This window comes from Pseudomonas sp. UBA4194, assembly GCF_002379585.1.
Classification (GTDB): Bacteria; Pseudomonadota; Gammaproteobacteria; order Pseudomonadales; family Pseudomonadaceae; genus Aquipseudomonas.
Genome location: NZ_DFUE01000071.1, coordinates 1 through 26,186, shown reverse-complemented (window position 1 = coordinate 26,186; position 26,186 = coordinate 1). Strand labels below are relative to the sequence as shown.

The following is a 26,186-nucleotide window of genomic DNA, read 5'->3' as shown; positions in this document are numbered from 1 at the left end:
CACCCCAAATCCCAACCCATACCCAAATCCAGTCCAATCCAATCCAATCCCAACCCCCCTAAACCCCCACCAACACCAACGCCGCCACCAAAGCCGGCGGCATCACCAACGCCCCCAACTTCAAGAACCCCCACGCACTGACCTGCACCCCCTCGCGCCGTACCGCAATCAGCCACAACAGCGTGGCCAACGACCCCGTCACCGACAGGTTCGGCCCCAGATCCACCCCAATCACCAATGCACTGGTGACCTCGGCGGGCAGGTCCGCCAGCTGATTGATCGAGCCGCTGAACAGCCCAACCGGCAAGTTGTTCGCCACGTTGCTGGCCAGGGCCACCGCCACTCCGGCCAGCCAACTGGCCTGCACCGGTGAAGTGTCCGCCAGTCGCGCCAACCCTCCAGCCAGATACGCACTCACCCCGGTATGCCCCACGGCCTCGACCAGTACGAACAACCCTGCCACCAACGGCAGGACGCCCCACGCCACGCCTCGACAGACCGGCCAGGGGTTGCGCCACTCTCGCCCATGCACCAGAGCAAGGGTGGCCACGGCGGCGATGAAAGTAGGCAAGCCCAACTCGCGATTGAGCGCCGAGACCACCAGCAGCAATACGGCGGTGAAACCCAACCCCCATGCCGTCAACCGTGCTCCCGTGCCCAAGGCAGGCACCTCAGGCGTCCGTGTGAGTGGCTGGCGCAGATGGGCCCGTTGAGTAAACCTCAATACCCCATAGGTCATCACGATGGCCGCCAGTGACGGCAAGCTGAAGCGCGCCAACCAGTCCAGCAAGGGCGGCATATGCTCGCCGAAGATCACCAGGTTGGCAGGGTTGGAGATGGGCAACACGAAGCTGGCGGCATTGGCGATGAACGCACAGATGAACAGGTAGGGCAGCGCGGAAGCACCCGCCGCCCGCGCCGCGACATACACCGCGGGCGTCAGCACCACCGCGGTGGCGTCGTTGGAGAGGAACACCGTGACCAGCGTGCCGACCAGAAACACCAGGTCGAACAGCCGCCGCGCACTGCCGCGCGAATAGCCCGCCGCCAGGGTCGCCAGCCAGTCGAACAAGCCCTCGCGCCGCGCCAGCTCAGCCAACAGCATCATGCCGGTCAGGAACAGATAGACGTCGTTGCCCTTGGCAATGGCGGCCAGCGCCGCAGGCAACGGAATCAGTCCGCCGATAACCAGTGCGCAGGCGCCCAGCACGGCCCAGACGAACTCCGGAACGCGCCACGGATGCAGGATGATGCCCGCCGTGGTCAGCAGGCTGATAGCCCAGATGATTTCATGAGCGTGCGGCAAGCGGCAGCGCCTCCACACGGTCGCGCAAAGTCTCCGGCATGGCCACCAACAGCAGCACCAGCGCTGCCGCAGCGACGCCGGCCAAGGTCAGGAAAGCCGCGTTGTAGCCGGCCTGCTGGACAACGAAGCCGGCCAGCCCGTTACTCAGCGCCGCACCCAGGCCAAATGCGGTGGTCAGCGCGCCCAGGCTGACATTGAACCGGCCGGTGCCCTGGGTCAGGTCCTTGACCACCAGCGGAAACAGCGCACCGAACAAGCCAGCACCAATGCCATCGAGCAATTGCACACTGACCAGCCAGTAAGGGTCGCTGGAGAAGGTGTACAGCACGCCTCTGATGGGCAGGATCGCGAATCCCGCCAGCAATAGCGGCTTGCGCCCCCATTGATCGGCGCGCGCCCCCACCAGCAAGGCCGCCGGCACCATCACCAGTTGCGCGGCAACGATACAGGCCGAGGTCAGCGGGGTGGCCATGCTCAGGTCGATCTGCGACAGCTTCTGGCTGACCAGGGGCAGCATCGCGGCGTTGGCCAGGTGAAACAAGGCGCAGCACACGGCGAACACCAGCAGAGATCGGTTGCTCAGCAGGACCTTGAGCCCGGAGGGCGGCTCGTGATGGTCTCTTTGCGCCGGCTCCATTCCTCGCGCCACGGCATGGTCGATCGCTGCAGCCGACACGCAACTGACCGCCACCACGCTGGCGATTGCCATGGCCGCCATCAGGTAGAACACCGCGACAGGCCCGAACCAATAGGCGAAACCACCGGCCAGCAACGCGGCGCACGCGTTGCCGGCATGGTTGAAGGTTTCATTGCGTCCAGTACGCCGGGTGAAGGCTTTGGGCCCGGTGATGCCCAGCGAGATAGCGGCGATGGCGGGCGCGAACACAGACCCGGCGACTGCACTCAGCGCCTGGGTCGCGGTGACCACGGCGAAGGAATCGATGAAGGGTAGGATCACGCAACTGGCCGTGACCAAGAGGGCTGCGACGATGACCACACCGCGTTTGTAGCGAGTGCGGTCGATCAGCGCCCCGGCAGGCGTCTGGGTCAGCAGCGCGGCCAGCCCTGCCAGGGTCATCACCACGCCGATGCTGGCGGGGTCCCATTTGTGCACCGCCAGCAGATAGATCGCCAGGTACGGACCCAGTCCGTCGCGTACATCTGCCAGAAAGAAGTTCAGCCCGTCCAGAGACAGCTCGTTGCGACGCGAAGCAGCGGATGTGGCCAAGATGGTCATCTCTGGGCGGGAAGGGGTACGCACAGAGAATGAGTGAATTTTCTCGGCTTAAGTTCCAGCCTCCATACAGCGTCGCAAAGCCGGTCGTCGGCTCCGTCAGTCGGTGCGCATCACCACCGCCTCACGCAGGCTGTAGCCGAAGCCACGCAAGGTCTGCAGGGCGTCGGGCGAGTCCAGTTCGGCCAGCTTGCGGCGCAGGTTGCAGACGTGCCGTTCGATCAACGCCGCGCGGGATTCGGCGCTGGCGCCCCACAATTGCATTTCGATGGACTGACGACTGACCGCGCCGGGATTGCGCGCGAGCACTGCCAGCAAACGATGTTCGCTGACGGTCAACGGCTGCTGACGCTTGCCGCGCCCCAGCATCAGACGCGAAGGCGACAACCACAGCCGCGCTGGTGGCGGCGCGGGCATGACAGTGTGCTCGCGGGACAGCGCCTGCATGCGCGCCAACAACTCGATCGCGCTGATCGGCTGCGCCAGGCAGACATCGGCGCCAGCGCGCAGCGCGGCAATGCGTGCCTGGCGATCGCTGCCGTTGAGCAGCACCATGACCGCCGCCTGGCGTCGATGCTCGACGCATAGGGCCAGCAGGTCCGGCTGCATCTGCTCCAGTGCCAGCAGGATGAAGGCATGATCGCCACCGGTCAGCGCTTGCTCGGCCGACGCCGGGACGATGGACTGCACTTCATGGCCGGCCGTGACCAAGGCATCCAGCAAGCCAGCGTCCGGGTTCTGCGCGATATACAACAGGCTCATGTTCACACCAATGCTTTGCTTTGCCGGCACCACAGGGTCATGCACGTACCACCCTGTTCGCTGCTACCGACCTCGATTGTAAAACCATGCAGATTGACCACGGCTGCGACGATCGACAGCCCCAGGCCGAAACCGCTGTGTTGGGTGCCGTCTTCACAGCGATAGAAACGCTGGAAGATCGCCTCACGCTCTTCGGGGGCAATGCCGGGGCCGCTGTCGCTGATCTCGATGCGCGTGGCACCGTTCTCGGCAACCGCACGCAGCACCACCAGCCCGTGGGGTGGCGTGAACTTGATGGCGTTGCTGAGCAGATTGCCGATGGCCTCGAACAGCAGCGCCCGATCGCCGTGCAGGCTGGGCAGGCTGCCAGGCACGTCCAGGCGCAGGTTGACCTGCTCGTCTTCGGCCAGCGGCAGGTAGAAGTCGTGCAGCTCATGCAACAACGGCTGGGGGTCGAACGAGACGAAACCGGAGCGGCGTTGGTGATCCTCGATTTCCGAAATGCGCAACAGGCCGCGAAAGCGTGCCATCAGCGTATCCGTCTCGGCGATCACCTCGTCCAGTTGCAGTGCCTGGGTCGATGACTCCGGCGCCTGCTGCTGGATGCGATAGAGCTGGGCCCGCAGCCGTGTCAGCGGCGTACGCAGGTCGTGGGCAATGTTGTCGCAGACGCCCTTGACCTCGATCATCAGCTGTTCGATACGTTCGAGCATGGTGTTGACGATGGCGGCCAGCATGTCCAGCTCGTCACGGCGATTGGATAGCGGCAGCCGCGTCGTCAGGTCACCAGCCACGATTGCCGCGGCACTGGCTTCTATGGCGCGAATACGCCGCAAGGGCCGCCGGCGCAGCAGATGCCAACCGATCAATCCGGGAATGATGGTCAGGGAAATACCCCACAGCAGGGCTCGCAGAATGATGTGGGTGACCGCGAACAGGGAGCCGTTGTCTCGCACCAATACCAACCAGCGGCCATCGAGGGTACGCATGGCCACGGCATCGCAGCTGTCCTGAGGAATCTGCGGATTGTCACTGTCGATGCAGTTGTCCAGGTCGTGGATCTGGCCGTCCAGCGGCAGCCCGCGAGGCACCTGCACCAGCTCGCCGGCCAGCGGACGCAGTTGGTCGTCGAACAGGCCGTAGGCGTCGAAGGTGCGGTCGTCGAAGGCTTCGCTGGCAGCCAGGGCCTCGTTCAGTGCCAGCCCATGAAAGCGCGAGAACAGGTGCTGACGCTGCATCAACGAATGCCGCGCCAGGCTGGCCAGGTAGGTGGACACCTCGTAGTACAGCACCCCCAGCAGGATGCTGCTCCACGCCACGAACAGAAAACTGTACAGCGCCAGCAGCCGACTGCTGGATGAACGCCAGCCCTTAGACGGGTTCGGCAATGACATAACCCGAGCCTCGCACGGTCTTGATCAGCGGAGCGGTACCTGGCGGGTCGATCTTTTTGCGCAGACGGCCGATGTGCACGTCGATAAGGTTGGTGCCGGGATCGAAGTGATAGCCCCAGACCTCCTCGAAGATCATCATGCGGGTCAGAATCTGCCCAGCATTGCGCATCAGAAATTCCAGCAGCTTGTACTCGGTGGGCAGCAGGTTCAGCGGCTGTTCGCCACGGCGCGCCTCACGGGTCATCAAGTCCAGTTCCAGATCCGCCACCCGCAGCGCGGTGTCGGCGGTGGTCACGGCGCTGTTGCGTCGCAGCAGAACTTCCACCCGCGCCGCCATTTCGTCGGACGCGAAAGGTTTGGTCAGGTAGTCATCGCCACCGGCACGCAGGCCGCGCACGCGCTCGTCGACATCGGATAACGCGCTGATCATCAGGATCGGCGTGCTTACACCGATGGTGCGCAGGGTGGTGACGATGGCCAGGCCATCCAGTTCGGGCAGCATGCGGTCCAGGGTGATCACGTCATAATTGCCGCTCACGGCCTTGACCAGCCCCTCGCGGCCATTGTCGACCCAATCCACCTCCAGGCCGTGGCTGCTCAGTTCAGCGACGATTTCCTTGGCGGTCACGGCATCGTCTTCGATGGTCAGTACGCGAGTCATGATGGTTGCTACCCGTTGGTTTCTGCTAGAGACAGCGGCATTGTGCCAACAATCGGCCAGCGGCTTGTTGAAGTTTTTTTCATCTTGCGCCTTTACACGCAAGCAGTGAATCGAGCGTTCTGGGTATCGCTGTTGTTACACGCTATTTCTCAAGGTATCCAGCAACGGGCCGATGTAACGGTTACAGCATCATTCGACAGGAAATCGCCATGAGCACTATCGGTAACATCGCCAGCAACCTGAGCATCCATACCCCCATCAGTACCGGCACCAGTGCTACCGCAGTGAGCGCCGACACGGCGAGCGCCACCACCGACGCCACAGCCGCTGCCAGCGGGGACAATGCAGTTCAGAAGAACGCCCCTGTCGGCGGGGCGGGCGGTGCGGGCGGAGCCTCCGGGAGCAGCAGCGGCACCTCCGATACCATCAAGGAGTTGCAGAAGCAGATCGCCGAGCTGCAAAAGCAATTGCAGGAACAACAGCAGGAACTGGCGCGGGCCCAGTCGAGCCAGATGAGCGAAGATGCCAAGGCCGCTGCCGTAGCGGCGGCGCAGGCGCAGGTGGTGGCCACTTCTGCGGCCTTGCAGACCGCCACGGCGGCGCTGCTCCAGGCCATGCAGGACTCGGGAACCAGTACCTCGGGCTCGATGGTCAGCACCACGGCTTGAAATCCAGGGCCGCTTGGCGTTTGGCCATCATTTTAGTCGCCAATGGCATGGGCTAGGCTTGTAACAGGAATATTCCAAGGAGCTTGATCCATGCTGGCCCCCGCCAAGCCTGCTCACGAAAGCGAGCGTGTGCATACGCTGCGTTCTCTGAACATTCTAGACAGCGCCCCCGAGGAGCGCTTTGACCGGCTTACACGTCTGGCCCGGCGCCTGTTCGATGTGCCCATTGCCCTGGTCAGTCTGGTCGACAGCAATCGTCAGTGGTTCAAGTCGTGTCAGGGCCTGGGCACCACCGAGACGTCCCGGGACGTCTCGTTCTGCGGCCACGCCATTCTCAGCGACCAGATCCTGATGATTCCCGATGCTGGCAGCGATGAACGCTTCCACGACAATCCGTTGGTCACGGGCGAACCGCACATACGCTTCTACGCTGGCTGCCCGCTGAAGGTCGGCAACGGCAGCAACGTGGGGACGCTGTGTCTGATCGACACCCGGCCACGTGTGCTGGATGTGGAGGAGCGCGGGCTGTTGCGGGACCTGGCGAGCATGGCCGAGCGCGAGATCGAGGCGTTGCAACTGGCCAGCCTGGATGACCTGACTCACCTGTCCAATCGCCGCGGCTTCGAAGCGCTGGCCGAACATGCCCTGAGCATGTGCAAGCGCATGGGCACGCCGGCGTCGCTGCTGTTCTTCGACCTGAACGACTTCAAAGTCATCAACGACACCTACGGCCATGCCGAGGGCGACAAGGCGTTGGTCACCTTTGCCCAGGTGCTGCGTAAAACCCTGCGGGAGATGGATGTGATCGGCCGCCTGGGGGGCGATGAGTTCGTCGCCCTGCTGCTGGGCTCCAATGCCGCCGACGGCGACGCCATTGTCGCCCGACTGCAGCAGGCGCTCATCGCCAAGAATCACGAGCAAGGGCGCCGGTATGCAATCCAGTACAGCGTAGGCCGCATCGAATACGATCCAGCCCGGCATGACAGCATCAAGCGGCTGCTGGCCGACGCCGATGGCGCCATGTACGCGCAAAAACAAGCATCCAAACGCCCCGCCCGACTGTAGCAGCGGCGTAAGCCGCGTCCATCCCAATGTATCCCTAACCCCCCAAAACCCCTAACCCACCAAAACCCCTAACCCACCAAAACCCCGGACCCGGCTTACGCCGGTGCTACAGGTTATTCCGAGACGGAGCGCATTTGCTTCTTTTGCGCCTTGTAATCCATGGCGACGGCGGGTGGGGCGCTGCTTTTGCCGGTTTCCACCCATTTGCGCAAGCGGCTGGCATCGGCGAAGTGGGTGTATTTGCCGAAGGCATCCAGAATCACCATCGCCACCGGGCGACCGCCCATGCGGGTCACCAGCACCAGGCAATGCCCGGCCTGGTTGGTAAAACCGGTCTTGGTGATCTTGATGTCCCAGTCATTCTTGTTGATCAAGTGATCGGTATTATGAAAACCCAATGTGTAACTGGGTTTTTTGAACGCTACGGTTTTCTCGCGGGTGGTGCTCAGCTCGCTGAGCAACGGATAGTGCTGAGCGGCAACCAACAGTTTGGCCAAGTCGCGGGCCGTCGACACGTTATTGATCGAAAGCCCGGTGGGCTCCACATAACGGGTATGGGTCATGCCCAGCGCCTTGGCCTTGGCATTCATCGCCGCGATGAACGCGTTGTAGCCACCCGGATAGTGGTGGGCCAGGGTCGCTGCAGCGCGGTTCTCCGACGACATCAGGGTAATCAGTAGCATATCCCGGCGGTTCATCTCGCTGCCAAGCTTGACCCGAGAGAACACGCCTTTCATTTCTTTGGTCTGGCTGATATCGACGTCAATCACTTCGCTCATGGACTGCTTGGCGTCGAGCACCACCATGCCCGTCATCAACTTGGTGACCGAGGCGATGGGCACTACGTGGTCGGCATTGTTCTCGTAGACGACCTTGTCGGTTTGCAGATCGATGAGCAGCGCGCTGCCCGACGCCAGATGCAACTGCGAGGGGTCGCGAGGAATGGCAGCTTTTTCGGCAGCCCAGGCAGCGGGCGTGGTAACGGAAGTAGCGGCAAGGACCAACAACAGGCTGAAAAGGGATAACGGGGTCTTCACGCGTGCGCTCACTGGAGAATGGAGGCTTTAGGCCGAATTGTTAGAGGCGGTAATGCTTGAAAAAAGCGTTACATTTTGGAGTATGGCAAAGCGCCTGTCGATTGTCGTGCGCGCTGATGGGGCACAACTGAAGAAATCGTAATTCGCCTGTTGCACACAGCAAAAAGCCCCGCATGGGCGGGGCTTCGAGGACGACGATGCAGCGCTGTCGTCAGTTGCTCAGTGTGGCATTGAGCGACGCATAGGCTTGCCTGGCGTGGGGCAGGGAAGGCAGCGGGCCGGCAACAGGCTCGCCATCCTTGACCACGTACCAGCAGGCCAGCAAGCCCAGGTCGCGAAGCTTTTCAGGAACGGCGCTGCCGATGACCGACATGATCTTGAGTGTGGGCATGATGACCTCCAGGTGATTCCATGGTGCTGAAGATACGGGCTTGGCGTTCTTCACAGAAATCATCACGCTCGATAGTGATCATTGACGGTCCCTATCACACCTGCCGTTACCAGCGTGGCGGGCCGTAATACACCGGCGGCGGGCCATAGTAGCCCCGCGGCGGAGGCGGCGGCGCTGCGTATACAGGATAGGGCTGCACGTAGACCGGTTGCGGCTGCACGTACACCGGCTGTGGCTGTATATAGACCGGCTGCTGTTCTACGTACACCCGTTGGGGTGCGTTGGACGACACCACGGCGCCGACGACCGCAGCGCCCAGAACAGCTCCCAATATCCCTGGGCCAGCGCCATTCCAGCCGCCGCCACCATGGGCGGAGGCCTGGCCGGCAACCGCCAGTGCGCCAACAAGCAAGGCAATCCTGGGAATATGACGAATCATGATGGTTCCTCGTGTCTCTCACCCTTGGCGCTTAAACCTGCAATAGATTCAAATCATTTCGCCGGGGATAACACTATGACAAAGAAAGGCCAAAAAGCGTCCCCATCCATGGGTAAATATTGTGTAAGGTCCTAGCGACTTTTTGGTCACAACATCGATACAAACCAATGCCTGGGAGGCCCGAATGTCCATCAGCCCCAACCGCGATACCGTGCTATGCATGTCCTTGGCCGGAAGGCCCGGCACCTTCGGCGTACGGTTTCACAACCACCTGTATGAACAGTTGGGCCTCAATTACTACTACAAGGCCATGACTACCGATGACTTGCCCGCTGCTGTGGCGGGCATCCGGGCATTGGGTATCCGCGGCTGCGGCGTCTCGATGCCGTACAAGGAGGCCTGCATCGCGCTGGTCGATGAGCTGGACGCCTCGGCCGCTGCCATCCAGTCCATCAATACCCTGGTCAACAGCGACGGTCGGCTCAAAGCCTACAACACCGACTACATCGCCATTCGCCAATTGATCGATCGGCACGGTCTGGCCCCGGATACCTCGTTCGCCCTGCACGGCAGCGGCGGCATGGCCAAGGCCGTGGCGTCAGCCTTTCGGGATGCCGGGTTCGCCAACGGGCTGATCATCGCGCGCAACTACGAAACGGGTCGCGCCCTGGCGGACGCCTGCGGATACCCGTGGCAGGCAGAGCTGGGTGACTCCAGACCGCAATTGCTGATCAATGTCACGCCTGTGGGCATGAGCGGCGGCCCCCAGGAGCATGAACTGGCGTTTGCACCCGCAGCCATCGAGGCGGCCGACAGTGTGTTCGATGTAGTGGCACTGCCCTCTGAAACCCCGCTGATCCTCCACGCCCGCAGCCTCAACAAGCCAGTGATCACGGGGCTGGAGGTCATTGCCATCCAGGCCCTCGAGCAATTCGTGCTCTACACCGGTGTCCGGCCAAGTGCCGAGCAGCTGCGCGCGGCTACCGAATATGCGCGCGGCTGACGCCCGTTCATTCAAGCCGTGACAGACGTTCCTCCAGCGCCGCGATCCGTGCTTCCAACTCGTCGATACGCTCGGCGCTCACGGCGCCTGTGGTGCGCTCCGGCGCCTGCTGGCGGGCGCTGATGATCGCTTCCATATCGGCAGGGTCACCTAGCGCGTGGGTGTAGCGGTCTTCCCGTTGGCCCGCCTGACGTGGCAGGTGCAGGGCGAAGCCTCGGGCAATCAGGCGCTCGAGCTGATGCAGCACCTGCTCGCTGTCCTCGAAGTCGTGCATGCGCGCACTCCGGGTCAGCAGTTCGTTGAGGGTCTGCGGACCGCGCAGGAACATCAGACCCATCAAGGTCAGTTGCGCCGGCACCAGCTCCAGCGCCTTGTCCAGGCGATGTTCCCAGCGATCGGCACGGCTGCCCATCACCAGTCGCGCCATCTGTCGGCCCTCCAGAGCGCGCAGGCACTGGCCTACCTGACCCTGGGTGAGGCTGGTGACCGGCTCGCGGCTGGTCTTCTGGTTGCAGGCCAGTACCAGTGCGTTGAGGGTCAGGGGATAGGTCTCGGGGTTGCTGGCCTGTTTTTCGATCAACGCGCCCAGTGCGCGGATTTCGATGGCGTCCAGCTGTGGCGTAGCGCAAGTATGTGGCTCGTTGGACATGGCGCGATCCCCTGGCAGTAGTGGACGCCAAGTATGCAATAAAAGCAGCACAACCGGGTCCCGTTGCTCTAGAGGCTGGTGAGGCTGGGCACAGCGCATGCGGTGTTCGGCAAGCCACGGGTCTGCCTGCCAAATTTGTTGTTGCTGCGCGCGAAAACCGGCCTTAGACTGCCGCCCCTCTTGAGTGAGTGCCGAGTGGCGCTTGGAGAATTATGCCTGCGCTGCCAAGGGCGTCGCGGGCTTCCTGATTTGCCCTAACGCACTATTGTTTACAGAGAAATCAATGACAAAGGAAAAGTTGCTGGCCATGCCGGCTGATGACTACATGAACGCCGAGCAACTGGCCTACTTCACTGGTCTGTTGCAGGCCATGAAGGTCGAGACCCAGGAACGCATCGAGCAGAGCCGTGTAGCCATCGAGAGCCTGGACACGCCTGCCGATCCTGCCGATGCCGCTTCTGTCGAAGAAGAGCGTCACTGGCTGGTCAATGTGATCGATCGCGACCAGCGCCTGTTGCCGCAGCTGGAAATGGCCTTGGGCCGGATTGCCGATGACAGCTTCGGCTGGTGTGACGACAGCGGCGAGCCCATTGGCTTGAAGCGCCTGCTGATCAGCCCGACCACCAAGTACTGCATCGAAGCGCAGGAGCGCCACGAGCAGATCGACAAGCATCAGCGTCAGGCCTGATGCTTGCTCGACAGCCCCCCGCGCCAGGCGGGGGCTGTCGCATCGGCGCTAGCCCTGTGGATGCAGGCGCTGATTCAGCTCGTCGACAATCGGTGCCCACTCGCCGTCCGAGCGCAGTTCCTCCTTGAGCAGCCGACGCTGCGAGTCGCTCCAGAAGTCCGCATCCACCAGCTTGGTGTCCTGATCCAGCGGATGAGCGGCAATGAACGCTTCGATGCTGTCTTCATCACTGTCCAACCCCATCTGGTCGAATAATGTGGCAAGGCTTGGGTTCGGCAATTCCATTTTGATTCCTCATCGGCCGCGACCGGCCTCGGTTATGTGGGTACACATCATCTGAGGCGCAGTCCGCGCCAGAGTTCGAACTGCTGCGCCTAGCCGTCGGGCCATAAAGCGCTTGACCTTCCCACGGCGCAATTGGGTACTATTCGCCAGGATCGCTGACGTCGCTTGCTCGGTACGTATCAATGGTGGCTGGCCCCCCTTTCCAGACTGCGAGTAGAATGGGTTTCATTGGGGCGCAAACAGCCGTGTCCGCCGACACGTCGATCGGGAATTTCTCATTCCTTGGCATCCGTTCGCGATTTCCTTCACGCTGAATCGTCGTTTTCCCTATCGAACCAGCGTTTATTCTTTTAGTTATTGCGCTCTGCGGTGAGTACGCTCTCGTGGCTGTTCACTCAGTGTTGACCGTGTGACGCCTGTGGCGTCTTTATCCCGTCGTGCGTACCCGTCAGTGCACGATGGTCAAGTTTTCGAGTCGAGGATTCTTCATTGGCAGTAAGTAATCTGGATATGCACGCCTTGTTCGTGCTGGGCGACTTGCGCGCCCAGTTGGTCAAGCTGTTTCAATCGCGGTTCGTCTACGTCACCGAGCAGAGTGCCGAGGGCATCTACATGGCCGAGCTCGATACCGAGACCGCGCTGGTGGTGGACGACAAGCCACGGCTGGAACTCAAAGTAGGCGATCACTTCCGCGCGGCGGTATTGCCCAGTCGCGAAGGCGGAAAGTTCGAACTCAAGTTTCGCGACATCAAACTTACTGTCTATGGGCTTGGCGAATATGCGTTCGTCAGTGTGCCGGAAGGCGAGGGCATCGTGTTCAAGGAAGGGCAAACGGTCATGTTGGTGTTTGCCGCCCACGAACAGTTGCAGACAGGGTTGGGTAAGATTCTCAAGGCGGCCACCGGCAAGGCTGCGAAGTGGCGCAAGGGTGAGCTGACGTTCAAGGCCAGCGAGTAGTTCACCTGACGGAACCTCGGCTACAGTGAGGTGACTGATTCAAGTCACTGATCGTATTACGAGGAACACTGCATGAAAGGAATACGTGCCTGGTTGGGCGCTGCTGGCGCCGGCCTGTGGTTGTCGATGGCCGCCCCGGTACACGCCGAGCCCGAGCCCATCCGCTTCGCTGACCTGAACTGGGAAAGCGGCAGCCTGATCACCGAGCTTCTGCGCTATATCGTCGAAACAGGCTATGGCCTGCCGACCAACACCCAGCCGGGCACCACCATCACCCTGGAAACTGCCCTGGCCAAAAACGATATCCAGGTGATCGCCGAAGAGTGGGCAGGCCGCAGCCCGGTTTGGGTCAAGGCCGAGGCCGAAGGAAAAGTGGCCGGCCTGGGTGATACGGTCAAGGGCGCCACCGAGGGCTGGTTTGTGCCTGAATACGTGGTCAAGGGCGACCCCGCCAAAGGCATCGCGCCCCTGGCGCCGGATCTGCGCAGCGTTTACGACTTGCCCAAGTATAAGGATGTGTTCAAGGACCCAGAGAGTCCGGGCAAAGGGCGCTTTCTCAACAGCCCCATCGGCTGGACCTCCGAAGTGGTCAACGCCCAGAAGCTCAAGGCCTATGGCCTGAGCGATCAGTACGTGAACTTCCGCTCCGGCTCGGGAGCCGCACTGGATGCCGAGATTGCCTCATCCATCCGCCTTGGCAAACCCGTGCTGTTCTACTACTGGTCGCCGACCCCGCTGCTGGGGCGTTACAAACTGATCCAACTCGAGGAGCCGGCGTTCGATGCCCAAGCCTGGGCGACCCTGACCAATGCCGACAACCCCAATCCCAAGCCCACTCGCTCACTGCCCTCGAAATTGTCCATTGGCGTGTCGACGCCGTTTCAGACCCAGTACCCGCAACTTGCCGAATTCTTTGCCAAGGTCCAGCTGCCCATCGAGCCGTTGAACAAGGCATTGGCTGACATGAGCAAAAGCCGTACGCCGCCGCGCCAGGCCAGCGAAGCGTTCCTGCGCAATCATCCAGAGGTGTGGCAGGCCTGGCTGCCAAAGGAGGTCGCCGCCAAGGTGACGGCGAGTCTGCAGTGATTCAGTGACTCAGTGGCCGCCGCTGTCGCTGCGGTGGCTGCTGACTTCGGCTGGCACTGCTTCACCGGCGGTGCGCTTGCGAAACAGCGCAGCTCGGGCAAGCAGCAGGGTGGTCACGGGCACCGTGATGGACAACAGGATCGGAATCAGCCAGGCGTGCAGGATCGGCCCCTGCTTGAGCGCCGAGAAATACAGGATCGAGGCCAGTGCCACGCACCAGGCGCCCAAGGTCGAGGCCAGTGCCGGTGGGTGCATGCGCTGGAAGTAGTCCTTCAAGCGCACCAGGCCAATGGCGCCGGTCAGGGCGAACAGACTGCTGATGAGCAGCAGCGCGGCGGTGGCGATTTCTACCCACAGGGGCAGGGTCTGGAGCGACGTCATTCGATCACCTCACCGCGTAGCAGGAACTTGGCCAGGGCGAAGGAGCCCACGAATCCGAACAGCGCGATCAGCAGCGCCGCTTCGAAATAGGTATCGCTGGCGTAGCGAATACCCAGCACCAACATCATCAGCATGGCCAGGATATACAGGTAGTCCAGTGCCAGGACCCGATCCTGAGCTGAAGGGCCCTTGAACAGGCGTACCAGTGTCAGCAACATCGCCAATGCAAAGACGAATAGGCTGATCACGATGGCATTGGATAGCAGGGCGCTCATTGGAAAATCTCCATCAGCGGACGTTCATAGGTGTGCTTGAAGTGCTCGATGAAGGCGGGCTCATCGTCCAGATCGAAAACATGCATCAACAGCACGCTGCGATCCAATGCCAGTTCGGACCACACGGTGCCGGGAATGACCGTGGTAATGGTTGACAAAGCCGCCAGGCCATTGGCATCGCGCAGATCCAGCGGCACCTCGACGAACGCAGATTTGGGCGGCGTGCGGTCGAGGTTCCAGACCTTCCAGAACACCTGCAGGTTGGACACCAGCACATCCAGGCCGACTCGCAGCAACAGGCGCAGGATGGCCGCTGGCCGACCGATGCGCACTTGCTGTGGACGCAATGGCGACATCAACAGCGGCGCCAGCCACCCCAGCAGCAGCGCCAGAATGACATTGCCCGCGCTCAAGGACAGATTCAGCAGCAGCCACAGCACCGCCAGGGCTACCGACAACAGGGGGGCCGGAAACAGACGCTTCATGGTTCGACCTCCAGGCTGACCGTGGTGGGCCCTGGGATGGGCTGAGTACCCAGCACGGTCATCACGTATTGCTTGGGATCATCCAGCAGCGCCGCGGTGTCTGCCGTATAGCGCAGCAGAGGCTCGGCCCGCACCGCCAGGAGCACGCACAGCCCCAGCAGAATCATGATCGGCACGCACTCGTTGCGCCGCAGCAACGGCGAAGGCCGCTCCTGGGGCGTCCAGAAGCGCTGCACGCCTACGCGTGTCAGGGCGATGAGCGATGCCAGTCCCGAGAGTATCAACAGGGCCAGGAACGCCCACGCCGCGGGACTAAGAGTTTGCTCCGAATCGACACCCAGCCCCTTGGGGTTCAGCAAGGCGCTGATCAGGTTCAACTTGCCGATGAATCCCGACAGCGGCGGCATACCAATGATCAGCAGCGCACAGGCGATGAAGCTCAAGCCTAGAAACGCCATGGTCCAGGGAATGACCTGACCTACCACGGCCTTCTGCTCGTCATCCAGATTGATGCCCTTGGGTGGGTGCAGGGACTCCACCGGCAGCGGCATCGGGTCGGCGTCCTCCTCCAGCGGAATCTCGTTGGCCGAGCGCGAGCGTTCGATCAGCTCGGCCAGCAGGAACAGGGCACTCAGCGCGAGGGTGGAGCTGACCAGATAGAACAGGGCTCCGGCGATCAACCCGACCTGACCGAAGCCGATAGCCGACAGCAATATGCCGGCCGAGACCAGGATGCTCAAACTGGCCATGCGTTCCAGACGCTGCGCAGCGACGATGCACAGTGCGGCGACGCCGATGGTGGCCAGGCCGCCATAGATCAACCAGTCTCCGCCGAAATGCGCCGAAGCCCCAGCCTGGCCGGAAAAAAGCAAGGTCCATAGCCGCAGCAAGGTGTACACACCCACCTTGGTCATGATCGCGAACAATGCGGCCACCGGCGCGCTGGCGGCGGAGTAGGCCGGTACCAGCCAGAAGTTCAGTGGCCACATACCTGCCTTGGCAAGGAACGCCGTGGCCAGGATCGCAGCGCCGGCATGCAGCAGGCCGCGATCGGCCTCCGGCACCAACGGAATCTTCATGGCCAGGTCGGCCATGTTCAGCGTGCCAGTCACCCCGTAGATCATTGCCGCGCCAATCAGGAACAGCGATGAGGCCAAGAGGTTGATCGAAATATAATGCAGCCCCGCCGATACCCGGGCACGGCCCGAGCCGTGCAGCATCAGTCCATAGGACGCCGCCAGCAATACCTCGAAGAACACGAACAGGTTGAACAGGTCGGCGGTAAGGAACGCACCGTACAGGCCCATCAGCTGTATCTGGAACAGCGCATGGAAACTGGCGCCGGCACGGTCCCAGCGGGCCATGGCAAACAGCAGGGCACATACCCCGACAATGCCCGTGAGCACCAGCATCAGTGCCGACAGTCGATCCACCACCAACACGATTCCGAAGGGCACCTGCCAATTGCCGGGCAGGTACACACCAATCGAGCTGGCCTGACCCTGTGCCTGCACCCACCACATCAGGTAGCAGGCGATTGCCAGCCCTAGCATGCTCGACAACAGGTTGATCCGCGCTTTGAGTGGGCGATGCTTTTCGCCCAGCATCATCATCAGTGCGGCGGTGAACAGCGGCAGAATGATGGGTGCAACGATCAAATGGGGCATCCAGCTCATTCCTTTGGCTCCCTGCCATCGACATGGTCAGTGCCGGTCAGGCCCCGAGACGCCAGCAACACCACCAGGAACAATGCGGTCATGGCGAAGCTGATGACGATCGCGGTCAGCACCAGCGCCTGGGGCAACGGGTCGGTGTAATTGAGCAGGTTCTGTGGCACGCCTTCCTTGATGATCGGCTCGCGGCCGATGAACAGGCTGCCCATGCTGAAGATGAACAGGTTGACGCCGTAGGAGAGCAGGCACAGCCCCATCACTACCTGGAACGTCCGTGGGCGCAGGATCAGCCATACCCCCGAGGCGGCCAGCACCCCGATCGCGATTGCAATCACTTCTTCCATCAAACGGCTCCTTTGGGGGCGACGGCCTTGGGCAGGCTCGAAGGCCTGTGGGCGCGCACCGATTGGTGGCCCAGGGCCGTGAGGATCAGCAGCGTTGCGCCGACCACCACGGTATACACGCCGACATCGAAGAACAGCGCGCTGGCGACATGGATATCGCCCAGCAACGGCAGGTGCAGGTGCGCGGTATGGGTGGTCAGGAAGGGATAACCCAACGCCATCGCGCCCAGGCCGGTAAGGGTGGCACACAGCAGGCCCGTACCCATCCAGCGCAGCGGCCGCAGACGCATCTGCGCCTCCACCCACTGCGTGCCGGCCACCATGTACTGAAGAATGAACGCCACCGACATCACCAGACCGGCGACGAAACCACCGCCCGGCTGATTGTGGCCGCGCATGAACAGGTACATCGAGACCACCACGGCGACAGGCAACAGCAGCCGCACCAGCACAGCGGGCACCATCATGAAGCCCAGCGCCGTGTCATCGGCGCTGCGTGGGTTGACCAGGTCTGTGGCCACATCAGGCGCCAACAGGCGTTGTTGGGCGGGCAGCTGCATGCTTTCCTTCGGCGGCCGGAAACGCCGCAGCAGGGCAAAGATGGCCAGCGCCACGGCAGCCAGAACGGTGATCTCACCCAACGTGTCGAAACCGCGGAAGTCCACCAGCATGACGTTGACCACGTTGGTTCCGCCGCCCTCGGGCAATGCCTTGCTCAGGTAGAACTCGGAAATGAAGTTGGGTGTCGCGCGGGTCAACATCGAATACGACAGCAACGCCATGCCACCGCCCACCAGAACGGCCAGGCCCAGGTCACGCAGACGCCGCAGCTTGGCCCGGTTGAGGCTGGCGGGGGAGGGCACCACGTCTTCGATGCGCCGCGGCAGCCAGCGCAGGCCCAGCAGAATCAACACAGTGGTCACCACTTCCACCACCAGTTGGGTCAGCGCCAGGTCCGGCGCGGAGAACCACACGAAGGTCACGCAGGTCATCAAGCCGCACACGCTGACCATGGTCAGGGCCGCCAGGCGATGGTACTTGGCCTGCCATGCAGCGCCCAGGGCGCAGGCGATGGCAATCAACCAGAGAATGACGAACACCCCCGATCCGGGAATCTTCGGACGATCACCCCAGCTCAGGCCGCTGTACAGCATCGGTGCCAGGCCAGCAACGAACGCCACCAGTACCAGCATGAACAATTGAGCCTGCAGACGTTTGGTGGTCAGACGCAATTCCAGGCGCCTGGCCAGACGCATGATCGCGACCTGGGCGCGCTCGAACATGCGCTTGCCGTTGAACCGCTCGATGATCGGCGGGTAGCGCAGCCGGCCATGGCGGAACTGCCGGCGCAACAGCAGGTACAGCAGCACCCCCGCCGACATCGCGATCAGACTCATGATCATCGGTGCGTTCCAGCCGTGCCAGATTGCCAGGCTGTATTCGGGAAGCTCGCCACCGACTACCGGCAAGGCGGCTGCGGCGAGGAACGGCGCCACCGACTGGGCCGGGAAGATACCCACCACCAGGCAGGTCAGCACCAACAGCTCCACCGGCGCGCGCATCCAGCGCGGCGGCTCGTGGGGCGTATGGGGCAGGTCATGGGCCGGAGGGCCGAAGAAGACATCGACGGTAAAGCGCAGCGAATAGGCCACACTGAACGTCCCCGCCAGAGTGGCAACCACCGGCAGAGCGATCTCCACCCATTTGGTCGCGCTGATGAACACCGTTTCGGCGAAGAACATTTCCTTGGACAGGAACCCGTTCATCAAAGGCACCCCAGCCATGGACGCGCTAGCCACCATCGCCAGCGTGGCGGTGAAGGGTATCAGCCTGAACAGGCCGCTGAGGCGGCGAATATCTCGCGTCCCACTTTCATGGTCGATGATCCCCGCCGCCATGAACAAGGAAGCCTTGAACGTGGCGTGATTGAGGATGTGGAACACTGCGGCTACCGCTGCCAGAGGGCTGTTCAGACCCAGCAGCAGCGTGATCAGGCCCAGGTGGCTGATGGTCGAGTAAGCCAGCAGGCCCTTGAGGTCGTTCTGGAACATGGCCGCGTAGGCACCCAGCAACAACGTGCAGGCGCCCGCACCGCTGACGATCCAGAACCACTGCTCGCTTCCCGACAAGGAAGGCCATAGTCGCGCCAGCAGGAAAACGCCGGCCTTGACCATGGTTGCCGAGTGCAGATACGCCGATACCGGAGTAGGCGCCGCCATGGCATGGGGCAGCCAGAAATGGAATGGAAACTGCGCGCTTTTGGTCAGTGCGCCGATCAGAATCAACGTCAGCAGCACGGGGTAAAGAGCATGGGCGCGAATGACGTTGCCCGCTTCCAGCACGATGTCCAGGTCGTAGCTGCCTACCACGTGGCCCAGCAGCAATACACCGGCAAGCAGGCACAGCCCACCGGCGCCTGTGACCATCAGCGCCATGTAGGCGCCGCGGCGGGCGTCGGCGCGGTGGTGCCAGTAACCGATCAGCAGGAACGAGAAGAGGCTGGTAAGCTCCCAGAAAAACACCATCTGGATCAGATTGCCGGAGATCACCAGGCCCAGCATCGCGCCCATGAACGCCAGGAAGAACGCGAAGAAACGCGGCACCGGGTCCTGTGGCGACATGTAGTAACGGGCATACAGAGACACCAGCGTGCCGATGCCCAGCACCAGCAGCGAGAACAGCCACGCAAATCCGTCCAGCCGCAATACCAGGTTCAGACCCAGGCTCGGCAGCCACAGAAACTCTTCACGAACCACGCCACCGTCGGCGATTTGCGGATATAGCATGGCCACTTGCACAGCGCCCGCCAAGGCAACCAACCCGGCCAGCAACGATTCGGCGTTACGTGCATTATGGGGCAGCAAGGCTGCCAAACAGCTCCCGACGAAGGGCAGAAGCAGTAGAACTATCAAGGACATAGGCTTCTAATCTGCAGGAATATGGAAGAATCATACGGTGTCACTCTGCGATCACCAACCCGCAAGCTGTGGCAGAATCCTACAAGAATGGTGTAACCACTTGTTTTTTTATGACAAGTTTTTGCAGTGGATAGCTCCGTGTCCTTCCGGCGCGTCGGCAAATCAACCCCCCTTACAGCGGAATCTCACGTGGACAAAGACCCTAGCCCCAGGGCATCAGTATTGCAGCATGTCAGCCTTAACGTTCGCCGCCTGCGACACGCCGCTGATCTGTCGCAGACTGCCTTGGCCGAGCGTTCAGGCGTTAGTCGACGCATGCTGGTGGCAATCGAGGCCGGCGAAAATAACGTCAGTCTGACCACGCTGGACCGTATCGCCGAGGCGCTCGATGTGGCCTTCAGTGATTTGATCCAGACGCCGGAAAACCGCGACCCCAGCCGCATCAACGAGTTGGCCTGGGCGGGCACCCGGCCTGGCAGCAAGGCCGTGTTACTGGCAAGCGCCGTCGCGACCAAGGAAGTGGAGCTGTGGGAATGGCGACTCGAGCCGGGCGAAACCTATGCCTCCGAAGCCGATGCCGACGGTTGGAGCGAGCAGCTGTACGTTTTCGAGGGACAGTTGACGGTGGTCATTGGCGAGCGGCAGCGCGTGCTGGCCGCGGGGGAATTCCTCATGTACCCCAGCAACGAACCTCATACCTACCGCAACGAAGGTGATGTGGCGGTGCGCTTCATTCGCAACGTCGTCATCTAGAGCAACCGGCAATGTTCTGCCGATAGCCACTATCATCCCGAGTGATTTCTGCAAGCCTGGTTGCAGGCGTAACTTCTCCTTATCGAATGACGGGTTCAGCACTCTGGTTCTGGACACTACGAAAAAAAGGAGATGTTCATGAATCGCTTGCTTGCCACCCTCATGGTTGTAGCCACACTGGTCGTCAGCGGTTGCGCGACCCATCCCGAAGACCGCCCCTACAGCGTCGAAGAAACTCATCAGTTGGCCCTCGAGGCGCTTTACCGCCGGGGATTGTCCTACGATGAGTACCAGCGCACCAAGCTGCAGCTAGAGCGCCAGCAGCCTGCCCCTTACGGCTTCCCAGGCATGGGCGAGGTCAGCGCAGAGCGCAGCACGCCCAGCAAGGATCGCCAGGGCTGAGTCACGAGTAGTGAGGTGAGTGGTGAGGGTATTTATCCAATCGATCACCGATCACCATCTCGCTGATCCACGCCGTAAGCATGGCGCTGTAGGCTTTCTGGTTGGCGTCCGTGGACAAGGCATGATCGGCCCCGTCGACGATCCTGTGGGTCAGTGAATGAGCACTGACGAACGCTGACCGATAACTCATCAATGTCGTGTGCGGCACGAAATCATCCTGCTCCGACTCCACCAGCAACACGTCCCCCATGAATTCTGCGCATGCCGCCAGTGCCCGGTTGTCTGCGGGGCTCAACGCCGTACGCCGATAGTGCTGCAACTCTTCTCGGTTCAAGGCGTACTTGGGTACGCTCCACTCGTTGTCCCAATACAGCGCCGGCACGCGCAAGGCCAGCCAGCGCACCGGACGCATGTGGGTCAGAATGGTCGCCAGGTAGCCGCCGTAGCTGCTGCCGATTACCGCGATGGCCGATTTGTCCACGGCAGGGTGGCTGACGAGACGGTCATAGGCGGCCAGCAGGTCGTTAAGATTCTGTTCCCGAGTCACGCTCTGGCGCTGGCTGTAGGTCTGCTCATGGCCACGCATGTCGAAAGTCAGGCACACGCAACCCAGGCCGGTAATGTTCTTCGCCCTGGCCAGGTCTCGCTGCTGACTACCGCCCCAGCCGTGGACGAAAAGAATGCCGGGCACTTTCGGGCTAGGGCTGAGGAGGGTGCCGGCGATGTGCTCGTCATCTACCGCAATATCGACTTTTTCACTGTTTATGCTCATAGGGTCCTTATCCGTGCATATTTGCTGATCGGTCCAACGGCCGCGTCATTGCCTTGGTAGAACAAGGTGGCGTCGGCCGGTAGTACGCAGTCACCGAATATCTCGTGGGTCGACGCAATCACCTGATTCAGCTTCGGATCGGCCGCGAAAGCCTCCAGTGCCAATACCTCCGCGCTGCTGGCGCCGCCAACACGCCAGGACTGCTCCATCACGCCGCTGCGTACCCGACCGTCGTGGGCCGTACCGCGGGCAATGTCATAGTTGCGCCTCGAAGCCAGAAACCCGTCGAGCGTTTGCACTGCGGCCTGTTCATAGCGTTGCGCCTGCTGCACCGCCAGCCGAGTCGCCGCGTCCATGTCCAGTTGCAGCAACTGCGAATAGTCCCCGCGAGTCACCACCAGTTCGGAGCCGCCGTAGACTTCGATGCCGTCATTGTCACGCGTCAGGCTTTGCTTGCCGAAATAGCTCGCGGTAATGCCGGCCACCTGAACCTGGCCCACGCTATAGGTCTGCACGTCGCTGAGGTTCTCTTCCAGTACCAGCCCCCACACCGTCACTTCCTCTTCGTCCATCTGGCTGAGCACCAGGTCCAGTTCGTTGCGATCATGAATCACCACCTGACCGCGGCCCGCAGTGGCTCTGACCGGTTTTATCCGTAATGGCGCGGTTTGCAGCATCAGCTGACCGGCGACCAGCGCATCGGCGAGATTGAACACCGTAAAGCCTTCAAGCAACGCGTCACCGGCCACGCGGGCGAAGTCGGGTGTCCAGCCTTCTACAGCGGCGGCTTGTTCAGGAAGTACATGGGAAATGGCCTTGGTCGCCATGAATGGCCTGTCCACCAGACCACCGAAGAAATCGTCGACCGTGAGGATTCCCATGGCGCGATAGCGGTTGGAATCGATCAGGGTCTGTGTAGGGAGATAGTAGAGGTTGCTGTCGGTGGTATGCAGCGACTCGTCTTCGTCCAGAAAGCGAGTGCCCAGCAGCGTGGCGATGCGAATGGCCAGGCCTTGATGGACCGCCAGCTCATGTTCCGGCGGCTCTACGCCGCCGTTCATCAGGGCTACGCCTGTCTTGCGTGGCGTTCGACTCGGCATGGTGCTACTCCTTGCGTCGGCTTCAAAGGGCGAGCTGCAAAGTGTCAGGGTGTCGATGAAATGTTGAAGCGATAATCGCGGTGATAGTTCAGAAACACTGATAAATGGTCCCGAGGTTGCCGCTAGTGACGGGTTTCGCCATTATCGACAGTCTTGAAAGAAGCAGCCTTGAGGAGAACCCATGAGTCAGCCATTGCCCGCCGCCAATCCCGTGACCAAGCGTCTATCGGACGTTCGAGCCGTCATGGCACGCGAACATATCGACGCGCTGCTGGTACCGTCGGCGGATCCTCATTTGTCCGAGTACCTCCCGGGGTTCTGGCAAGGCAGGCAATGGCTTTCCGGCTTTCACGGCTCAGTAGGTACGCTGGTCGTGACCCAGGAGTTCGCCGGGCTATGGGTCGATAGTCGCTACTGGGAACAGGCCGAAGCGGAGCTGGTGGCCAGCGGTATCCAGTTGGTGAAGCTCAAGCCTGGCAATCCCGGACCTCTTGAATGGTTGGGTGAGCAGTCGGCTCAGGGCTACTGCGTGGCGGTGGACGGCTCGGTGATGGCTGTGGCTTCCGCCCGCCTGCTGCGGGAAAAACTCGAAGCCAAGGGCGCGAACTTACGGATCGATATCGACGTTCTGGCTGAGGTATGGAGTGACCGGCCGCCTCTGCCTGAGCACAAGATCTACGAGCATCTTGCACCCTACGCCGTGCAGAGCCGTGACGCGAGACTCGCGACCTTGCGTGAGCAGATGCGTGAGAAGGGCGCGGATTGGCATTTTTTGGCCACGTTGGATGACATCGCCTGGCTGTTCAATCTGCGCGGCGCCGATGTTTCCTACAATCCGGTGTTCGTAGCCTTTGCCTTGATTGGCGAACAGCGCGCGACGCTGTTCACCACACTGACGAAGGTTGATCCTGAGCTTCGCGGTACCTTGAGCAATCAAGGCATTGAAGTACGCGACTATCAAGACATTGCCGCTGCTCTTGGGGATATTCCTTCCAGCTCCCGGGTACTGGTCGATCCCGCCCGAGTGACCTGCGGCCTGCTGAGCCACCTGGGCAGTGAGGTGACCCTTATAGAAGCACTCAATCCCAGCACCTTGAGCAAGTCACGCAAGGATGAGGCTGAGGCTGTCCACATCCGGCGCGCCATGGAGCAGGACGGCGCGGCCTTGTGCGAGTTCTTTGCCTGGCTGGAAAGCGCCCTGGGCACCGAGTCGGTCACCGAATTGACCATCGATACTCAACTCACTGCCGCGCGGGCGCGTCGTCCGAACTTCGTGTCCTTGAGCTTCTCCACTATTGCGGCTTTCAATGCCAATGGCGCGATGCCTCATTATCGGGCTACGGAACAATCCCACGCGATTATCGAGGGTGATGGGCTGCTGCTGATCGACTCGGGCGGCCAATATCTAGGGGGTACCACGGACATCACCCGCATGGTCCCCATAGGGCAACCCAGCACCGAGCAGAAGGCCGACTGTACCCGGGTGCTTCAAGGCATGATCGCATTGTCCCGGGCAACCTTCCCGAAAGGCATCATGTCACCGTTGCTCGACGCGATCGCCCGGGCGCCAATCTGGGCAGACAACGTGGATTACGGACATGGCACCGGCCACGGCGTCGGTTACTTCATGAATGTGCACGAAGGTCCCCAGGTCATCGCCTACCAAGCCGCTACGACTGCGCAGACAGCCATGCAGCCAGGCATGATTACCTCCATCGAGCCAGGCACCTACCGCCCCGGTCGTTGGGGCGTGCGGATCGAGAACCTGGTGCTCAGTCGGGGCGCTGGCACCAGCGAGTTCGGCGAGTTTCTCAATTTCGAGACCTTGACCCTGTGCCCCATCGATATCGGTTGCATCAACGTGGCCAGTCTGTCGCAACAGGAGCGTGAGTGGCTCAATGGCTACCACGCGCAAGTGTTCGCGCGCTTGTCTCCATTGGTGCAGGGCCCGGCCTTGGACTGGCTGAGGGCGCGTACCCAACCAGTATAGAAACAAGGGCTAATCGGCGGCGACGGCGGGTGTGTGCTCCTTGCGCATGGTCAAGGTCGCCCCCACCGAGGCCAGGATAATCGCGCCGATTGCCATCCATTGGGTGACCGAGAGCACCTCATGCAGGAACAACAAACCGGATAATGCCCCTATCGCAGGTTCCATGCTCATCAACGTGCCAAAGGTACGAGCCGGCATCTTGCCCAGTGCAACCATCTCCAGGCTGTAGGGCAGGGCAGTGGAAAGGATCGCCACGGCGATGGCTGTAGGCAGTATCGCCAGGTTCAGCAGTGCCGATCCGGCATGAACAATACCGATAGGGGCAATGAACAGTGCAGCGATCATCACGCCGAGTGCGGCTGTCTGTACACCGTTGTCTTCGCCCGCTTTCTGGCCATAGAGAATGTACAGCGCCCAGCATACGCCAGCGCCCAACGCATAGGCGGCACCATTGAGGTCGATGCCTGATTTCACGTCCCCCATGGGAACCAGCAGCAGCAAGCCGCCTATGGCCAGGCCTATCCATGCAAAGTCGACAGCGCGGCGCGAGGCAAGAATGGCCACGGCCAGCGGGCCGGTAAATTCCAGCGCCACGGCAATGCCCAGTGGCACCGTGCGCAGCGACATATAGAAGAAGAAGTTCATGAAACCCAGGGCAATGCCGTAGATGAACACTGTTCGCAGCGTGCGCACGGTGAAGCGGGCACGCCAGGGGCGCAGCAGTATCAGCATGAACAGGCTGGCGAAGATCAGGCGCAAGGCGGTGGTGCCCTGAGCGCCGATGATGGGAAACATGCCTTTGGCCAGCGATGCCCCTGTTTGGATGGACGCCATCGCTATCAATAGAAGGCCGATTGGAAACAGTGAAGACGCAAGCGAGCGTGAAGGTGTCATGGATTGTTCTTGGCAGTGGTGAGGGGGACAAGGTCCGAGGGGGGCTATTCTGGCCAATGACGTGCGGTTGGGCAATATACTGCACATTTTTCTTTTTTTGGGCTATCTGCAAATATGCGGTTGACGCCCCCGCCAATGTCTCTATAATTCGCCCCACTTCCGGCGCAGACGAAACGGAAAACTCCTTGATTATCAATGAGTTAACCGAAGTAAACGGCGAGGTGGTGTTTCGGTCTTCTGGATCGATAGCGGTGAAAAAGGTGGTTGACAGCGGTTTGAAACGCTGTAGAATTCGCCTCCCGCTAACGAGTGATCGGAGCGAGTCAAGTGGTTGAAGTTGTTCAGGTTTCTCCGGAAAAACTTCAAAATAAACGCTTGACAGAATGTGAGGCTAGCGTAGAATGCGCGCCTCGGTTGAGACGAAAGAATCAACCCACCGCTCTTTAACAATTGAATCAAGCAATTCGTGTGGGTGCTTGTGAGCTAAGACTGCTAGTCAAAAAGATTATCAGCATCACAACTACTCCGCGAGAAATCAAAGAGTTACCTCGAGTCTTCGGGTTCGAGAATTGCG

At 61.3% G+C, this 26,186-nt stretch carries 28 protein-coding genes; 9 read left to right on the top strand and 19 right to left on the bottom strand.

What is annotated here, in order from left to right; translation table 11 throughout:
- Positions 1–58 precede the first annotated feature (58 nt).
- The 5 genes from B3397_RS17300 to B3397_RS17280 all read right to left on the bottom strand — a co-directional run bounded on the left by B3397_RS17300 (position 59) and on the right by B3397_RS17280 (position 5,357).
- The gene (locus B3397_RS17300; protein WP_296252433.1) at positions 59–1,306 is read right to left on the bottom strand and encodes an arsenic transporter; all 1,248 of its coding nucleotides are present in this window, start codon (positions 1,304–1,306) and stop codon (positions 59–61) included.
- A complete protein-coding gene (locus B3397_RS17295; RefSeq protein ID WP_414704400.1) occupies positions 1,290–2,534 on the bottom strand; it encodes an MFS transporter in 1,245 nt (414 codons plus the stop codon). Before B3397_RS17295 ends, B3397_RS17300 begins: the two co-directional genes overlap by 17 nt.
- A gap of 105 nt (positions 2,535–2,639) precedes the next feature.
- Positions 2,640–3,302 carry a response regulator transcription factor gene (locus B3397_RS17290; protein WP_296252429.1) on the bottom strand — a complete coding sequence of 221 codons (663 nt, stop codon included), beginning with the start codon at positions 3,300–3,302 and terminating at the stop codon, positions 2,640–2,642.
- A gap of 2 nt (positions 3,303–3,304) precedes the next feature.
- Complete coding sequence (locus B3397_RS17285; RefSeq protein ID WP_296252427.1) at positions 3,305–4,696, bottom strand: sensor histidine kinase; 1,392 nt, start codon at positions 4,694–4,696, stop codon at positions 3,305–3,307.
- Positions 4,674–5,357, bottom strand: a complete 684-nt coding sequence (locus B3397_RS17280; protein WP_296252425.1) for a response regulator transcription factor — start codon at positions 5,355–5,357, stop codon at positions 4,674–4,676. The genes B3397_RS17285 and B3397_RS17280 overlap by 23 nt, the downstream gene beginning before the upstream one ends.
- 209 nt (positions 5,358–5,566) lie before the next feature.
- Between B3397_RS17280 and B3397_RS17275 the strand changes: the two genes are divergently transcribed.
- Positions 5,567–6,025 carry a hypothetical protein gene (locus B3397_RS17275; protein ID WP_296252423.1) on the top strand — a complete coding sequence of 153 codons (459 nt, stop codon included), beginning with the start codon at positions 5,567–5,569 and terminating at the stop codon, positions 6,023–6,025.
- 90 nt (positions 6,026–6,115) lie between these two features.
- Positions 6,116–7,090 carry a sensor domain-containing diguanylate cyclase gene (locus tag B3397_RS17270; RefSeq protein WP_296252422.1) on the top strand — a complete coding sequence of 325 codons (975 nt, stop codon included), beginning with the start codon at positions 6,116–6,118 and terminating at the stop codon, positions 7,088–7,090.
- A 113-nt stretch (positions 7,091–7,203) separates the two neighbouring features.
- Here B3397_RS17270 and pbpG read toward each other — a convergent pair whose 3' ends face one another.
- The 3 genes from pbpG to B3397_RS17255 form a co-directional block, all read right to left on the bottom strand.
- The gene (pbpG, locus tag B3397_RS17265) at positions 7,204–8,127 is read right to left on the bottom strand and encodes a D-alanyl-D-alanine endopeptidase (protein ID WP_296252417.1); all 924 of its coding nucleotides are present in this window, start codon (positions 8,125–8,127) and stop codon (positions 7,204–7,206) included.
- Positions 8,128–8,338: 211 nt separating this feature from the next.
- Positions 8,339–8,518 carry a hypothetical protein gene (locus B3397_RS17260; RefSeq protein WP_296252414.1) on the bottom strand — a complete coding sequence of 60 codons (180 nt, stop codon included), beginning with the start codon at positions 8,516–8,518 and terminating at the stop codon, positions 8,339–8,341.
- Between the two features lie 106 nt (positions 8,519–8,624).
- Entirely contained in the window at positions 8,625–8,957 is a 333-nt protein-coding gene (locus B3397_RS17255) for a hypothetical protein (RefSeq protein WP_296252413.1), read from the bottom strand.
- 184 nt (positions 8,958–9,141) lie between these two features.
- Between B3397_RS17255 and B3397_RS17250 the strand changes: the two genes are divergently transcribed.
- Positions 9,142–9,960 (top strand): shikimate 5-dehydrogenase, encoded by an 819-nt coding sequence (locus tag B3397_RS17250; protein ID WP_296252411.1) that lies wholly within the window; start codon positions 9,142–9,144, stop codon positions 9,958–9,960.
- A gap of 7 nt (positions 9,961–9,967) precedes the next feature.
- Here the strand turns inward: B3397_RS17250 and B3397_RS17245 are convergent, their stop codons facing one another.
- Positions 9,968–10,609, bottom strand: coding sequence for a YceH family protein (locus B3397_RS17245; protein ID WP_296252408.1), 642 nt, complete (start codon positions 10,607–10,609; stop codon positions 9,968–9,970).
- Between the two features lie 283 nt (positions 10,610–10,892).
- On the opposite strand from B3397_RS17245, the gene B3397_RS17240 reads away from it, so the two are divergent.
- The gene (locus B3397_RS17240) at positions 10,893–11,297 is read left to right on the top strand and encodes a TraR/DksA family transcriptional regulator (protein WP_296252406.1); all 405 of its coding nucleotides are present in this window, start codon (positions 10,893–10,895) and stop codon (positions 11,295–11,297) included.
- Positions 11,298–11,345: 48 nt separating this feature from the next.
- Here the strand turns inward: B3397_RS17240 and B3397_RS17235 are convergent, their stop codons facing one another.
- Positions 11,346–11,582 carry a DUF2789 domain-containing protein gene (locus tag B3397_RS17235; RefSeq protein WP_296252404.1) on the bottom strand — a complete coding sequence of 79 codons (237 nt, stop codon included), beginning with the start codon at positions 11,580–11,582 and terminating at the stop codon, positions 11,346–11,348.
- A 489-nt stretch (positions 11,583–12,071) separates the two neighbouring features.
- Here B3397_RS17235 and B3397_RS17230 point away from each other — a divergent pair, with 489 nt between their 5' ends.
- On the top strand, positions 12,072–12,539 hold the full coding sequence (locus tag B3397_RS17230; protein WP_296252402.1) for a hypothetical protein: 468 nt from the start codon (positions 12,072–12,074) through the stop codon (positions 12,537–12,539).
- 72 nt (positions 12,540–12,611) lie between these two features.
- Positions 12,612–13,625 (top strand): ABC transporter substrate-binding protein, encoded by a 1,014-nt coding sequence (locus B3397_RS17225; RefSeq protein WP_296252400.1) that lies wholly within the window; start codon positions 12,612–12,614, stop codon positions 13,623–13,625.
- A gap of 9 nt (positions 13,626–13,634) precedes the next feature.
- Here B3397_RS17225 and B3397_RS17220 read toward each other — a convergent pair whose 3' ends face one another.
- The 6 genes from B3397_RS17220 to B3397_RS17195 are packed head-to-tail and all read right to left on the bottom strand — an operon-like array spanning position 13,635 to position 19,701.
- Entirely contained in the window at positions 13,635–14,006 is a 372-nt protein-coding gene (locus B3397_RS17220) for a Na+/H+ antiporter subunit G (protein WP_296252398.1), read from the bottom strand.
- Positions 14,003–14,281 carry a K+/H+ antiporter subunit F gene (locus tag B3397_RS17215; protein WP_296252395.1) on the bottom strand — a complete coding sequence of 93 codons (279 nt, stop codon included), beginning with the start codon at positions 14,279–14,281 and terminating at the stop codon, positions 14,003–14,005. The genes B3397_RS17220 and B3397_RS17215 overlap by 4 nt, the downstream gene beginning before the upstream one ends.
- Positions 14,278–14,766, bottom strand: a complete 489-nt coding sequence (locus B3397_RS17210) for a Na+/H+ antiporter subunit E (RefSeq protein ID WP_296252393.1) — start codon at positions 14,764–14,766, stop codon at positions 14,278–14,280. The genes B3397_RS17215 and B3397_RS17210 overlap by 4 nt, the downstream gene beginning before the upstream one ends.
- Positions 14,763–16,442, bottom strand: a complete 1,680-nt coding sequence (locus B3397_RS17205; RefSeq protein ID WP_296252391.1) for a monovalent cation/H+ antiporter subunit D — start codon at positions 16,440–16,442, stop codon at positions 14,763–14,765. The genes B3397_RS17210 and B3397_RS17205 overlap by 4 nt, the downstream gene beginning before the upstream one ends.
- Positions 16,439–16,783 (bottom strand): Na+/H+ antiporter subunit C, encoded by a 345-nt coding sequence (locus tag B3397_RS17200; protein ID WP_296252389.1) that lies wholly within the window; start codon positions 16,781–16,783, stop codon positions 16,439–16,441. The genes B3397_RS17205 and B3397_RS17200 overlap by 4 nt, the downstream gene beginning before the upstream one ends.
- Positions 16,783–19,701 (bottom strand): monovalent cation/H+ antiporter subunit A, encoded by a 2,919-nt coding sequence (locus B3397_RS17195; protein WP_296252388.1) that lies wholly within the window; start codon positions 19,699–19,701, stop codon positions 16,783–16,785. Before B3397_RS17195 ends, B3397_RS17200 begins: the two co-directional genes overlap by 1 nt.
- A 189-nt stretch (positions 19,702–19,890) precedes the next feature.
- Here B3397_RS17195 and B3397_RS17190 point away from each other — a divergent pair, with 189 nt between their 5' ends.
- Entirely contained in the window at positions 19,891–20,454 is a 564-nt protein-coding gene (locus tag B3397_RS17190) for a helix-turn-helix domain-containing protein (RefSeq protein WP_296252386.1), read from the top strand.
- A gap of 138 nt (positions 20,455–20,592) precedes the next feature.
- Positions 20,593–20,856 (top strand): hypothetical protein, encoded by a 264-nt coding sequence (locus B3397_RS17185; RefSeq protein WP_296252384.1) that lies wholly within the window; start codon positions 20,593–20,595, stop codon positions 20,854–20,856.
- Position 20,857: 1 nt separating this feature from the next.
- On the opposite strand, the gene B3397_RS17180 is transcribed toward B3397_RS17185, so the two are convergent.
- Both B3397_RS17180 and B3397_RS17175 read right to left on the bottom strand, forming a co-directional pair.
- Positions 20,858–21,628 carry an alpha/beta hydrolase family protein gene (locus B3397_RS17180; protein ID WP_296252382.1) on the bottom strand — a complete coding sequence of 257 codons (771 nt, stop codon included), beginning with the start codon at positions 21,626–21,628 and terminating at the stop codon, positions 20,858–20,860.
- Entirely contained in the window at positions 21,625–22,728 is a 1,104-nt protein-coding gene (locus B3397_RS17175) for a DUF3182 family protein (protein ID WP_296252379.1), read from the bottom strand. Before B3397_RS17175 ends, B3397_RS17180 begins: the two co-directional genes overlap by 4 nt.
- Before the next feature lie 181 nt (positions 22,729–22,909).
- Here B3397_RS17175 and B3397_RS17170 point away from each other — a divergent pair, with 181 nt between their 5' ends.
- Entirely contained in the window at positions 22,910–24,718 is a 1,809-nt protein-coding gene (locus B3397_RS17170; RefSeq protein ID WP_296252377.1) for an aminopeptidase P family protein, read from the top strand.
- Between the two features lie 9 nt (positions 24,719–24,727).
- Here the strand turns inward: B3397_RS17170 and rhtA are convergent, their stop codons facing one another.
- Positions 24,728–25,612: a threonine/homoserine exporter RhtA gene (gene rhtA / locus B3397_RS17165; protein WP_296252376.1), complete on the bottom strand. Its 885-nt coding sequence runs from the start codon at positions 25,610–25,612 to the stop codon at positions 24,728–24,730.
- Between the last annotated feature and the right edge of the window lie 574 nt (positions 25,613–26,186).